The sequence below is a fragment of the Vibrio sp. RW genome, assembly GCF_027587105.1.
GTDB lineage: Bacteria > Pseudomonadota > Gammaproteobacteria > Enterobacterales > Vibrionaceae > Vibrio > Vibrio toranzoniae.
In genome coordinates this window covers 27,390-41,493 of the sequence record NZ_JAPPTM010000005.1, presented here as the reverse complement: position 1 = coordinate 41,493, position 14,104 = coordinate 27,390, and the positions used below count along the sequence as shown (strand labels likewise).

General features: G+C 43.2%; 10 protein-coding genes. 8 read left to right on the top strand and 2 right to left on the bottom strand.

Annotation, left to right across the window (positions count from 1 at the left end):
• Window positions 1-74: 74 nt before the first annotated feature.
• Entirely contained in the window at window positions 75-1,073 is a 999-nt protein-coding gene (locus tag OCT63_RS05990; RefSeq protein ID WP_269983365.1) for a porin, read from the bottom strand.
• 512 nt (window positions 1,074-1,585) lie between these two features.
• On the opposite strand from OCT63_RS05990, the gene dinG reads away from it, so the two are divergent.
• The 5 genes from dinG to OCT63_RS05965 all read left to right on the top strand — a co-directional run bounded on the left by dinG (window position 1,586) and on the right by OCT63_RS05965 (window position 6,475).
• A complete protein-coding gene (gene dinG, locus OCT63_RS05985; protein WP_269983364.1) occupies window positions 1,586-3,661 on the top strand; it encodes an ATP-dependent DNA helicase DinG in 2,076 nt (691 codons plus the stop codon).
• A gap of 126 nt (window positions 3,662-3,787) precedes the next feature.
• Window positions 3,788-4,567 carry a sulfite exporter TauE/SafE family protein gene (locus tag OCT63_RS05980; protein ID WP_017055023.1) on the top strand — a complete coding sequence of 260 codons (780 nt, stop codon included), beginning with the start codon at window positions 3,788-3,790 and terminating at the stop codon, window positions 4,565-4,567.
• Window positions 4,568-4,589: 22 nt separating this feature from the next.
• Complete coding sequence (locus OCT63_RS05975) at window positions 4,590-5,138, top strand: primosomal replication protein (protein WP_060467387.1); 549 nt, start codon at window positions 4,590-4,592, stop codon at window positions 5,136-5,138.
• Window positions 5,128-5,298 (top strand): pleiotropic regulatory protein RsmS, encoded by a 171-nt coding sequence (gene rsmS, locus OCT63_RS05970; protein ID WP_017055021.1) that lies wholly within the window; start codon window positions 5,128-5,130, stop codon window positions 5,296-5,298. Before OCT63_RS05975 ends, rsmS begins: the two co-directional genes overlap by 11 nt.
• Window positions 5,299-5,341: 43 nt before the next feature.
• Entirely contained in the window at window positions 5,342-6,475 is a 1,134-nt protein-coding gene (locus tag OCT63_RS05965; protein ID WP_269983363.1) for a ribosomal protein uL16 3-hydroxylase, read from the top strand.
• A 140-nt stretch (window positions 6,476-6,615) separates the two neighbouring features.
• Here the strand turns inward: OCT63_RS05965 and OCT63_RS05960 are convergent, their stop codons facing one another.
• The gene (locus OCT63_RS05960; RefSeq protein WP_161685977.1) at window positions 6,616-8,733 is read right to left on the bottom strand and encodes a methyl-accepting chemotaxis protein; all 2,118 of its coding nucleotides are present in this window, start codon (window positions 8,731-8,733) and stop codon (window positions 6,616-6,618) included.
• A gap of 698 nt (window positions 8,734-9,431) precedes the next feature.
• Between OCT63_RS05960 and emrD the strand changes: the two genes are divergently transcribed.
• The 3 genes from emrD (at window position 9,432) to xthA (ending at window position 14,044) form a co-directional block, all read left to right on the top strand.
• The gene (gene emrD / locus OCT63_RS05955; protein ID WP_161685979.1) at window positions 9,432-10,637 is read left to right on the top strand and encodes a multidrug efflux MFS transporter EmrD; all 1,206 of its coding nucleotides are present in this window, start codon (window positions 9,432-9,434) and stop codon (window positions 10,635-10,637) included.
• 339 nt (window positions 10,638-10,976) lie between these two features.
• On the top strand, window positions 10,977-13,067 hold the full coding sequence (locus tag OCT63_RS05950; protein WP_269983435.1) for a S9 family peptidase: 2,091 nt from the start codon (window positions 10,977-10,979) through the stop codon (window positions 13,065-13,067).
• A 170-nt stretch (window positions 13,068-13,237) separates the two neighbouring features.
• Entirely contained in the window at window positions 13,238-14,044 is an 807-nt protein-coding gene (gene xthA, locus OCT63_RS05945) for an exodeoxyribonuclease III (RefSeq protein ID WP_269983362.1), read from the top strand.
• Window positions 14,045-14,104: the final 60 nt, after the last annotated feature.

Below are 14,104 nucleotides of genomic sequence, written 5' to 3'. Positions count from 1 at the left end.
TGACAGCTTTCTTATATAATCAAAAAGGCCGCATAAATGCGACCTTTGTTTACATTCAACTTGATATCAAGTGATTAGAATGTGTAGTACATACCAGCAACAACACCGTCACCTTCAACTTTGTTGTTGTTATCAGCTACATCTTCTGCATCAGTATATTCAACAAATGCTAAGATGTTGCTAGAAACTGAGTAATCAGCACCGATAGTGTAGTAGTTGATTTCTTCATCGTTATCACCGTCAGTGAAGCCGAATGACGTGTATAGACGTGCTTTTTCGATTTGGTAATCTAAAGCAGCAGAAATTGTGTCTAGATCTGAAGCACCATCGATGTCTTCAAAGATGTAGTTCACAGCCGCGCCGAAGTTACCTAGAGTAAGACCAGCTTTTGCACCCATGATGCTGTGGTCAGTACCTTTTCCGCGGTTACCTTGATCTTGGTAAGTTGCGCCAAGAGTGAACATCTCGTCGAAAGTGTATTCAGCAGATACACCGTATGCAGCATCTTCATTTTCATCTGAAGATAGGTAAGTATCAGCGATTAACTTAAGACCACCAGTTGTGTACTTAGCTGAAATTGCATGACCAGCAGACTCAAGAGAGCTAACAAAGTCATCCATGTAACCTAAACCTTCATTAGTGTTGTCTAGTGTTACTGCGTCTAGAGAGTCACCGAAGTCACCTACTTCACCAGCAGCAATACCGAAGTTTTCACCAATATTGAAACCGAAGTAAAGGTCATCAGTTTGCATTGAATTATCGTCGCTTACCTTACCTTTCCAACCATCAAAACCGTTACCGTTTTGGATTTCGAAAGAGCCGAATGCAGATACGCTATCGTTCAACTTATGCGTTGCATCGATTTGGATTTTTGCCCATAGATCCACGTCAATGTCAGACTTGGTTTTTGTCGCTGTACCACTAGCTGTTGTTGTTGATTCAGCAGTACTTAGGTAAGTATCGATTTCACCTTTAACGTTGAACGCTGTAGTGCCGTCGTCATAAATGTTGCCTGCTGCTAGCGTAGAAGTTGAGATACCCGCTAGTGCTAATGCGATTAGAGTCTTTTTCATAATAAATCCACTGCCTTTTCTAAGAATGGGAGATCCTTGCCCGGTTCCCTATTATTTTTGTGACTAGTAATTACCACTCTTTGTTGGCTAACCACTGTCACTAAATTTCGAGGTCTAGATTGCAAAAGATTATCCTGCGTGTCAAATAAACTAAAAAAACACTCAAAAAAAACATAAACAACTAAAAATCAAACACTTACATTTTTTTTCATTGTTTTACGAGTAACTTATCCTTAGTTTAACTGGGAAATATAATAACTATAAAAATAAAAAATACAGCATTAAAAACCATAAAGGTATAAAAAAAACCACTAAATAAGAATATTACACCTAATAGCCAGTCTTTTTTAATATTTATATTTCACAAGATAAATAAAATAGTTAAGTTCCTGATGGTTCAGTTTTTTTTTGTGAACGAGATCTACCTTTGATTCAAAAGCGAGCTATTTTGCCATAAATGTACCGGCTAGTGATATGTGCTACTATCCTCGCTCCGTTACGTAGGTCACAGTATGCTAACTACTAAAATTCAAAACTCTATCCGCACCAGTTATCAAAACCTCCAAGATCAGTTGGACAACTTTGTACCTCGACGTGCTCAAAATTACCTTGTTGCAGAAATAGCAAAGACACTTTGTGGGCAATACCACAAAAGTAATCGCATGATTGTTGCTGAAGCAGGAACGGGGATTGGTAAATCACTGGCTTATTTAATGGCGACGATTCCTGTTGCGGTGCTCAACAATCGAAAAATCGTCATTTCAACGGCGACAGTTGCACTTCAAGAACAACTCGTCAATAAAGACCTCCCTCTATATAGAAGACTTACTGATAGAGAGTTCTCTTTTATACTCGCCAAAGGTAGACAGCGTTATTGCTGTACCGAGAAGTTAGCCGCGGCTTGTGGAGTTGATGGTGGACAAATGGCTATGTTCGACGCCAAACCAAAGAAAAAAGACATCGAACAATTACAAACCATGTACCGTAGCTTGACTCAAGGTAAATGGGATGGCGACCGTGATTCATGGCCGAAACCGATCGACAACATGATTTGGCAAATGATTGTCAGTGATAAACACAGCTGTAATAACAGTATGCCTACTCATAGAGACTGTCCTTTCCAAAAAGCACGCTCGGAACTAGATAAAGCGGACGTGATTATTGCCAATCACAGCCTGGTGATGGCAGACGCAGACCTAGGCGGTGGAGTTATTCTTCCAGAACCTGAGAATAGTATCTATATCTTCGACGAGGCTCATCATTTACCTCACGTAGCAAGAGATCACTCGTCTGCAGCGGCGAGCTTAAAAGGCGCCGCATCTTGGTTAGAGCGCTTAAATCAATCCATCACCAAGCTTTCAGGCCTCGCGGATGAAAAGCGCGTTAATCGATTCAGAAATGAACTGCAAGATTCAGTACAACAGCTGATTCCCACTTTGAATCAGCTAAACAAACAATTTGACACCGCCCATTTTGAAGACGGGTTGTTTCGTTTTGAGCACGGCGACCTACCCGAATGGCTAGAAAGTGAATCTAAAGATCTCAAGCAGCTCACTCAAAAGGCGAGTCAAGCCGTCGCAAAAGTTGCAGACCTCATTGCTGAACGCGTTAAAGACGGAGAACTTTCAGCGAAATTAGCCGAGCCCGCGCTCGCTGAAATAGGTTTCTATATACAAAGGACAGAGAATCTAGCGCAAGTATGGCGCCTAATGGCGGAACCTAAGCGAGAAAAGGGGGCGCCGTTAGCGCGTTGGCTTGAGTTAAACAAAGAGAGTGAAGGCGATATCGTCGTGAATGTTTCACCATTAGAGGTGGGCTGGCAACTTGACCAACAGATTTGGAGCCGTTGTGTTGGAGCTGTCTTAGTTTCTGCGACAATGAGAGCGCTCAATTCCTTCAGCTTCTTCAGTCATCAAGCGGGGATCAGTCAAAAAGCGGAAGATGGTGTGCAGTTTCTGGCTTTGGCATCACCGTTTGATTATCAGAATCAAGCAGAGCTGATCGTTCCAGCCATGAAATACGAACCGCAAGCGCCTCAGTTTACCGACTATCTTATTGAAATTTTGCCTAAGATAATAGAAGAAAACAAAGCCAATCTCGTTCTATTCTCTTCTTACTGGCAAATGAATAAAGTTGCAGAAGCTTTGGCAACAGATTTTGTTAAAAAGTCATGGGCTTTACAGGTTCAAGGTGACACTTCACGCACTGAAATCCTAAAAAAACATAAAAAACTCATAGACCAAGGTAAAACAAGCGTTCTTTTTGGGACTGGCAGCTTTGCAGAAGGCCTTGACCTACCAGGAGAACTTCTTGAAAACCTAGTTATTACCAAGATTCCTTTTGGCGTTCCAACCTCCCCAGTAGAACAAGCACATTCAGAATATATTGAATCACGTGGCGGTAATCCCTTTATGCAGATTACTGTTCCAGATGCGAGTAAAAAGCTTATTCAATCTGTCGGTCGGCTACTGCGAAAAGAACGAGATTCTGGTAAAGTCACCATCCTTGATAGACGTATAGTGACGAAGCGATACGGGAAGTCCCTACTCGACTCGCTACCGCCTTTTAAAAGAACAATAAATTACTAATTTTCCTACCCTTAAGGTAGTTATGGCCAGTTATCGCTAGGCCCTGCATTCACAACCCAACATGACTAATCCATCGATTATTCGTGTGGCTGTACGACCAGCCGACAACGAGAACACTAGCTATTTATGGAAATGATTGAACCAACCATGTTGGTTATTCTTGCTCTGGTTGCATTTGCAGCTGGCTTTATTGATGCTGTAGCAGGCGGTGGTGGGATGTTAACCGTCCCCGCTTTGTTATCACTTGGCCTACCACCACACATTGCGCTGGGTACCAATAAGCTCGCTGCGACGTTTGCCTCATCGACAGCGGCTTTTACGTATTACCGTAAGAAATTATTTAAACCCGAGTGCTGGGTCAACGCATTCATAGCAACGCTAATAGGTGCGACTATTGGCACATTAACCGTTGATGCAATCAGTACTGAATGGTTAGAGAAAGTCTTACCGCTCATTATTTTAGCGGCGGCGGTCTATACCATTTTCCATAAGACTCCAGACGTGAGCCACGATGTGTCTCCTAAACCGTGTCCGGTACTTAAAAGAAAACAAAAGTACCAAGGGTTCATTCTTGGGTTTTACGATGGTGTTGCAGGCCCAGGAACCGGCGCATTTTGGACCGTAAGTTCTATGGCACTTTACCGCCTGAATATCTTACTTGCTTCTGGCTTAGCTAAAGCAATGAACTTTACTAGTAACTTCACTTCTTTGGTAACTTTCGCCATTTTGGGTCATATTGATTGGGTTCTTGGTTTAACCATGGGTGTTTGCTTAATGGCAGGGGCATTTGTTGGTGCACACTCTGCGATTCGTTTTGGTGCGACGTTTATACGACCTGTCTTTGTGACTGTGGTCAGTGTTCTTGCCATTAAACTGGCTTACGAAGCGTGGTTTGTAAACTTATAGCCACCAGCAAACAGGAAGCAACATGAATCAGTTTTCAAAACTAAAAAGTGTTATTGACACCTTGATTGGCCATTGCTCTCAGGTCGATAAATCTCGTGGTGCTTACCATCAAGCACTGTTTGATCGAGCCTTGTTTAAGTGTGGTTCCTCTATTCTGCTTCCCTATGCACTCGAAACTCAGGCGACTTATAACACAATCATTCGTGAACAGAGCACCAATCAACTCACTTCATCACGAGCGAATTATCTAACTGAAAAGCTGACCAACCAGATTGCTGCGATTCAACGAGAGTTAGCGAATCACGATTTGCGTCTAGATAGAAAAAGTAAATCAGGGAAAAGTTTAAACGATTTATACAATGAACTTGCACAGCATCAAGATTGGCAAAAGCGGCTCGTCGATTTAGTTCAAGCACGAAAGTTAGCGTTTGATTCTGCGCCTCGCCACAGTAAGAAAAAAGCGGAAGAGGCTTGGCAGTTAGCAAAAGAACGATTAGAGCGCTGTGAAGACTCAATGAAAAATATTGAGAGACTGATTAACTTAGAGAACCCTAAGCGAAATGAACACTGATAACACACCATCACCACTGGATAACGCACCAGAAGAAGTTAAGTTGGCTGTCGACTTGATCTATCTGCTCGAAAGCAACGAAATCGATCCAAAAGTAGCGTTAGAAGCAATCAAAATTGTCCAGCAAGATTTACAAGCCAAACTAGCATCTAGCATCTAGCATCTAGCATCTAGCATCTAGCATTAAAATATACAGGATTCACATGTACCAACTTAGCTTTTCTATGCCCGAATTTCTTGAAAATTACTGGCATAAAAAACCAACTATCTTAAAAGGTGGCTTCCAAAACTTCGTCGACCCCATTTCGCCGGAAGAACTTGCTGGTTTATCGATGGAAGAAGAAGTGGATTCTCGCTTTGTTTCTAACCTCGACAACCAATGGACAGCAGAACATGGCCCGTTTTCTGAAGAAAAGTTTGGTGAACTCACTGAAAGCCATTGGCAATTGATTGTTCAAGCGGCGAACCACTGGCATCAAGGTGCACATCAGCTGACTGAAGCATTCCAACAATTACCAAACTGGTTGTTCGACGATCTCATGATCTGCTATTCAGCACCTGAAGGCGGTGTAGGCCCTCACATTGATCAATACGATGTATTCATCATCCAAGGTCAAGGTAAGCGTCAATGGAAGGTTGGTGCGAAGGATATAGGTCAGTACACAGAATCCGTTCAAGCCTCTGCACTTCGTCAAATAGAAGGCTTTGAGCCAATCATTGATGAAATCTTAGAACCTGGCGATATCCTTTATATCCCACCAGGTTTCCCGCATGAAGGGAACACGTTAGAGCCGTCAATGAGCTACTCTATTGGCTATCGCTCCCCTAAAGAACAAGAGCTGATCAGCAACTTTGCCGACTTTGTACTTGCTCATGATATGGGTGACGTTCACCTGCATGATCCAGAGTTCAAAACGCAAGAAGGCTACGGCAAGATTCGTTCATCAGACTTAGATAACCTGACTGATATGTTGAAGTCAGCCTTGGAAGAACCAGAAACGCTCAGTGATTTCATGGGTTGTTTACTGAGCCAATCACGACACCAACTTGATATCGTTGCACCTGAGCCTTTGTGGACTAAAGAAGAGATCGCTCAACACTTAGAGTCTGAGGGCGAGATCCATCGTGTATCTGGCTTAAAAGCGCTCTACCATGAAAATGAAAGCAACACGGCTTACATCAATGGTGAAGTGGTTAAGGTTGACGAAGCTGACTCATCACTACTCAACATACTTTGCGATGAAGGCGTTATCAATTCAGCTGCCACTCTATCTCCTTCGGGCGTAACGGTTGTGACAGAGTTAGTGAACAAAGGGTACTGGTTCATTGAAGACTAACTTCGCTAGCAGAGGTTTCGGCGAAAATTACTGAGTTTTAGAAGCTAGAACGTTAGACCAAACCTCAGAAGTAACAAAAAAGGACAAATGAAATCTCCATTTGTCCTTTTTTAATTCACTTTTTAATCAGTTCTAAACCACTAGACCTTAAACTGATTAACTAATTTCTGTTGCTGTTGAGACAGCTGATCAATTTCACTTCCGACTTGTTCAGACGCCGCAGCTTGCTCTAAAATCTTAGCACTCAAATCACGTATGTTAACCACGCTTTGATTCACTTCACCAGAAACGGATTGCTGCTCTTCTGCCGCTCTGACGATCTGATTGTTCATGTCACTGATCGCTTCTATCGAGGTAAAGATCGAACCAAGATCTTCAACCGCTTTTTGAACATGTAACGCGGTATCATTGGCGAGAATATTACCTTCTTGTATCGCCTCAACAACATCTTGAGTACCTGCGTGAACCTTATCGATAACCGCTCTGATTTCACCAACCGATGAATGCGTGCGACTTGCTAGGTTTCTCACCTCATCCGCAACAACCGCAAAACCTCGACCTTGCTCACCGGCCCTCGCCGCTTCAATCGCCGCATTCAGTGCTAATAAGTTAGTTTGCTCAGAAATCCCTTCAATGACACTTAAGATCTCGGTGATGTTTCCATTATTCTTTGCTAGCTCTTCAACAATAGGCACCGCGCTCGACATACGTTCCACCAGCTTTCTCATTTCACCGGCAGAAAGCTCGATAACTTCTTGGCCTTGTTGAGCAGAACGGTTAGCTTCGCTAGCCGCATCAACGGCCACTTCTGCGTTTTGTACCACCAAGCCTGATGTTTGAGTCATCTCTTCTGCCGCTGTTGCAACTAAATCCACTTCTTTGAATTGAGATTCGCTGCTTTCACGTGTGCTTGATGCGGATGCTTTCGCTTGGCCTGTTGTGCTCGCCACTTGCTCTGTAGTTAAAACCACTTCTTTGATTGTGTGCTGAAGCTTATCTAGGAACAGATTAAAGCCTTTCGATAGCTGACCTATTTCATCTTGAGATTTCACTTCTAAACGCTGCGTTAAATCACCTTCACCAGAAGCAATATCATTCAACCTCTCAACCACCTGTCGAATTGGCTTAACAATGGACAGTGAAGCAAATGCAATAATGGCCAAGCCAAATAGAGTAAAGACAGTGCCTGCAATGACTTCTGTTTTGATACCTTCACTTAACTTAGTACTAATGATGGAATCCAACTGGTTTGCATCAGCGACGACACTCTCTCTTGGGATCTCGAATAGAACTCCCCAAGTTTGGTTAGCCGCTATAACAGGAGCAAATGCGAGTAACCACTCGTCGTTTTTGCTCCATTGCGTTGTCACTTCGCCACCAAAGATAAAGTCGGTCATCAAATCACTGTTCGTGTGGTCACTCTGGAAAGTCGAACCAACAGCAATACTAGAATCATCAGAAGCAATAACCGAACCGTCCAAACTAACGACATAAATAGCACCAGCACCATCAAACAAACTTTGATCAGATTGAGTGACTACATCCACTAAGCCATCAAGCCTTAGGTCTATCCCTAAGAAACCAATGGCTACATCATCGACTAAAATAGGCACAGAAATTGAGGAAGTCAGTAAGGTTTTACCACCGCTGTTTACAACTTTTGGTGTACTAATACACGTTTGCCCTGATGACAAAGGACAATAAAAACGCTCACTGTTGCTATCATCGCTCAATGTTGATTCTGAGATCACGTTCGGCAAAACATTCTCACCGTTATCAGCCACCTTCCAATAAGGTGCGAAACGGCCTTTTTCGTTAGAGCCGACATAATCAGCATTCACATAGTTCGCGTCTTCACTATCAAGCAAATCTGGCTTAAAGACTAAGTATGCCCCTTGAATCGAATCAAAATTTAAAACTGAACGACGCACCATTTCATCCAATGCAGTACGAAGTTCTTCACTTGGGGTAAAGTTTTCATCCGCATTATTCTTTAGAAACAGAGCATTCGCCGCTAGCATCTCGGCGCGGTAAATAGCTTCGTCGATATAACGTTGCGTTTCTTGAGCATTGAGCTGAGAAACAGACGCCAACAACTGCTGAGTTTTATTGATAACCGATTCTGAACTTTGAGATTTGATGACTTGTTGATTGCTCGTCGCATTGTAGATCGAGAAACCAATAAGAGACAGTGAAGTAATGAGTAGGCAACAACCTGCTAAGAGGGTTATTTTCCACTGTACCGATAGAGAGCGCATTGAATATCCTTATTTAAGCCAAAAGACTTCCTTAACCCTAACTCTCACATTGATAACTACCTGCATACAATGCTAATGAGGTTAGACGAATAGCTTAGCGGATAATTACAGCACAATTTGCAGACATATAAAACGAAAGTTTACATAAATGTTAATAAGTCGTGTTTTTGTCTTTTGTTACTGTGATTTCAAGAGCTTTCAGCTTTCACGCCAAGTTAAATGATTGAAGCGAGAATGCCCAACTAACAGTGTTCGCAACTAAGATAGACGCAACTAGAGAGACGTTTAACCTGTCATCATTAATGGGAATGCTGTTTTATCAAGGCAACCTTTTTTATTTTCTACATCGTCACTCTGATAAAAACGGTTATATTTCACTCGGCTACTGAAACCTTTCTCCTTAAACTTCTTTTCGTCTGCACTTCAGGTTATGAATACCTCAAGTTGGTCATCATAATTGTGATATTTCAAGGAAACCTATTCACCCTTTTTATCTTTAAACCGCACTAATTTCGGATTAGTTTTTGTAATCCAAGTTATAGATTTTTATCTTGTTCAACTTCACATTTTTTGATTGCTAAGTCGCCACTCAAGTTCTAATATCTCGCGCCTAGATTCCCTGAATACTTTATTCTTTTGGCTCTCCTTAATGGAGCGCTAAGGCTTTTTACGTCCTATTTTTTTGGAGAGATACGCAAATGTCCGCCTCGTTTCCATTAGCGAAACTCACCTTTTTAATCGCAATTCTGACTGCCGTAGGTCAAATGACTCAAACGATGTATGTGCCTTCTATCGGTCATATGGCGGGTGAGTTCTTAGTATCAGCGTCTTCACTTCAAGCGGTGATGGCGTGTTACCTGATCCCTTATGGCCTGTCGCAATTTGTCTACGGTCCGCTTTCTGATCGCCTAGGTCGTAAACCAATCATCGTCGCTGGGTTGGTCATCTATATCATTGGTACTTTGATGGCATTATTCGCTCATGAATATGACTGGTTCTTAGCGGGTAGCTTTATCCAAGGGTTGGGAATCGGTTGTGGTGGGGCGATGTCTCGTACATTGACTCGTGACTGTTTTGAAGGCGCAGAGCTGCACCGTGCAAACAGTTTAATCAGCATGTGTGTGATTTTCTCACCATTGATGGCGCCTGTATTGGGTGGTTATCTAACAGAAGTTTTCGGTTGGCGTTCTAGCTATCTATTCCTTGCGCTGTTTGGCATAGCCGTTGTGATCACCATGATGACGAGCATGATGGAAACCCTACCAAAAGAGCGACGCAAACATGAATCGGTGGTCAATAGCTACAAATTCGTTCTGTCCGACAAACGCTTCCAAGGTTTCTTACTGATATTGGTCGCAACATTTGCTGGAGTAGCCGTATTTGAAGCTGCGGCAGGCGTACTGCTTGGCGGCGTACTAGGCTTACCAGCGACCACAGTAAGCTTGTTGTTTGTCTTACCCATTCCGGGTTACTTAGTCGGTGCTGGCTTATCGAGTTACATCGCACAACGTCGCTCTGAGCGCCGCTCACTGAATGTTGGTCTAGTGGCGATCTTAGTAGGCTCAACCGTGGTATTGATTCCGGGCCTGTTTGGTCAAACGACAGCATTAACTCTGATTGGCGGTGCAACTATTTACTTCTTGGGCGCTGGCATCCTATTCCCAGCCGCAACAACAGGGGCGCTTTCGCCATTCCCATACCATGCAGGCACGGGAGGTGCTATTTTAGGTGGCATGCAGAACTTAGGAGCTGGTATCGCAACACTATTGGCATCGTTCTTCCCCGCTCAAGACCAACTGCCACTCGGTTGTTTGATGATTGTAATGTCATTTATCGTGATGCTTGGTTTACGTTGGGTCAATCGTAAGCCTGGCCACTCAAACGAAATGCCACTGGCAATCTAAAACAGCGCTCTCATCATCCAAAAGGGACATACCAGCAAGTGTGTCCCTTTTTTGTTACACGTTTTCCCCTTTTTCCTCATCCATCAGCAATTTCATTTAACATTACTTTGATTTTTTGAAAACAATAACAGAAACTTACGATGAAAGTGCATATCCAGAATCCGATTATAAATAACATCACTGGAAGAACATCAACGTACCCAGGCTCTAATTAATAAGGATGCTGGCATAAAAGCGAGTAAGGTACAGACTAAGGATATACAGATGCGTTTCGCTTTAATCACATTAGCTGTATCGGGCGCGCTTGTCGCCGGATGCAGCAATCAAGGAATACCAACCATGAACCACTACTCTCAATCGCAACTCATCGCTCAGCAAACACAAGCTCCTGTTGCTAAGAAAGTCCCTCATGCAATGACGATTCATGGTGATACCCGAATCGATGATTACTACTGGATGCGTGACGACAAGCGCCAAGATCCAGAGATCTTGCACCACCTCGAGCAAGAGAATCAGTACGCCAACACTGTGCTCAAACACACTGAAGCATTGCAAGAACAGCTATTTGAAGAGATCAAAGGTCGAATCGCCAAAGACGACAATTCGGTACCAGTTCGCAAAGGCAGCTACTACTACTCGAATGAAGTTACAGGTGACAACGAATACCCAGTTCACTTGCGTGAAAAAGACTTTTTAGGCACAGACAAGCAAGTCATCTTAGACGTTAACGAACTAGCAAAAGAACACGAATTTTTCAGTATTGGTGGCCTAACAATCAGCCCAGACGAAAACTTGTTGGCCTATGGCGAAGATACCCTGAGTCGCCGCATTTACACCATCAAGATTAAAGACCTCACCACTGGTGAATACCTAAAAGACGAAATAGAAGGTGCTTCGAGTGCTATCGCGTGGCAAAACGATAACCAAGCCTTTTACTACATTAAGAAAGATCCACAAACGCTGCTAGGTTATCAAGTTTACCGCCACGTATTAGGCACACCTCAAACAAGCGATGAGCTAATCTACGAAGAAGCCGACAGCGCTTACTACACCTCTTTAAATAAAAGCAAAGATGGTGAACAGGTCTACATTTGGCACTCGAGTACAGAAACCAGTGGGGTTTCAGTCATCGATGCCAACAACCCGAAGGCTAAAGCTGAAGCTTTTTACCCAAAAGAGACTGGAATTGAGTACAGCATCGCTAAACTGGGTGATTGGTATTACATCTACACCAACTACCAAGCAGTCAACTTCCGTTTAATGAAAGTCACAGCCGAAGACATGCATGACCGCTCAAAATGGGTCGATGTCATCGCAGCAGACGACAACACTCAACTTGTTGATTTCGAGTTGTTTGATGACCATCTTGTTTACGAGCAACGTGCGGATGGCTTGTCGACAGTCAAGGTTCGCCAACTCTCAACAGGTAAAGAGTTCCCACTTGAATTTAACGACACCGCTTTCGCCGCTTACCTAACGAGTAACTATGAGTTAGATAACTCAAAAGTTCGTATCTATTACAGCAGCTTGACTACGCCAGGAACTTACTATGATTTCGACCTCAGCACGGGTGAGTCTGAAATCAAAAAGCAAACACCAGTATTAGGTGACTTTGAAGCGGATAACTACCAATCAGAGCGAATCATGGTTACGGCTCGCGATGGTAAGCAAGTCCCTGTCTCTTTGGTGTATCGTAAAGATTTGTTCAAAAAAGACGGCACTAACCCAATCTACCAATACGGTTATGGGTCTTACGGCTCCACCATTGAACCGACCTTCAGCTCGATTCGTCTCAGCCTGCTCGATAGAGGCTTCGTTTATGCGATAGCTCACATACGCGGTTCAGAAATGCTGGGGCGCCCTTGGTATGAAGACGGCAAAAAGCTGACCAAGCAAAACACGTTCAATGACTTTATCGATGTAACTAAAGGCCTAGTTGAAGAAGGTTATGGCGCTAAAGATAAAGTATTTGCGGTGGGCGGTTCTGCTGGCGGTCTACTAATGGGGGCAATCATCAATCAAGCGCCAGAACTGTACCGGGGTATTGGTGCACATGTTCCGTTTGTAGACATTGTGACAACCATGCTTGATGAATCGATCCCTCTAACCACCAATGAGTATGACGAATGGGGCAACCCAAACGATAAAACCTACTATGACTACATGCTGAGTTACTCACCGTACGACAATATTAAGGTACAAAACTACCCGAACATGTTGGTGACAACAGGCCTACATGATTCACAAGTGCAATACTTTGAACCAATGAAGTGGGTCGCGAAGCTGCGTGAAATGAAAACAGACAACAATGTACTGGTGTTCAAAACCGATATGGAAGCCGGTCACGGTGGCGCTTCTGGTCGATTTAAGCGATTAAAAGAAGATGCTCTTGAATACGCCTTCTTTTTAGACTTACTAAAAACTCAGTAGACTCAGCGTAACTGTAGGTATTCACACAATTTAACGTCGCCATTTAGTCTCGACAAAATGGCGACAGAAATTATTAAGCGTGGTTAAATACGACATACCATGAAATCCACCAAATCAAAAAACCTTTAAAAACTCGCAGTGACAAAGGTTTACGAGAGGTATAAAAACAAATGAAAGTAATTAGCTTCAACATCAACGGCCTGAGAGCCCGTCTTCACCAACTGCAAGCTGTTATCGACAAGCATCAACCTGACGTGATCGGTCTGCAAGAGATAAAAGTACACGATGAAGCTTTCCCAATTGCTGATGTTGAAGCAATGGGCTACAAGGTTTACTTCCACGGTCAAAAAGCACACTACGGTGTGGCTATGTTGTGTAAGCAAGAGCCTATCTCTGTGCAGAAGGGGTTTCCAACAGACAATGAAGACCATCAAAAGCGCATGATCATGGCGACGTTTGAAGATGAAAATGGTGAAAAGGTTACTGTGCTAAATGGCTACTTCCCTCAAGGTGATAACATCAAGCACGAAACCAAATACCCGTACAAGCGTCAATTCTACAAAGACTTGATGACTTACCTAAACGATTACCACAACAAAGATGAACAAGTGATTGTGATGGGCGACATTAATATCAGCCCTATCGACGCTGATATCGGTATTGGTGAACCTAATGCGAAACGTTGGTTGAAAACCGGTAAATGTTCTTTCCAACCAGAAGAGCGCGAATGGTTGAAAACATTGATGGACTGGGGCTTTGTGGACAGCTTCCGCATGCTACATCCTGAAGTGAATGATCAATACTCGTGGTTCGATTACCGCTCGAAAGGTTTCGTAGACAACCGTGGCCTACGTATTGATGTAGTCTTAGCAACACAGAAACTTGCTGATAAATGTACTGAAGCAGGCATCGACTACGAGCTACGTGGCATCGAAAAACCGTCAGATCACGCGCCAATTTGGTCGACGTTTAACTAGCTCTATGCAAACAAGTTTATCCATAAAAAAACGGCGCTATGAAAGGCGCCGTTTGTTTAA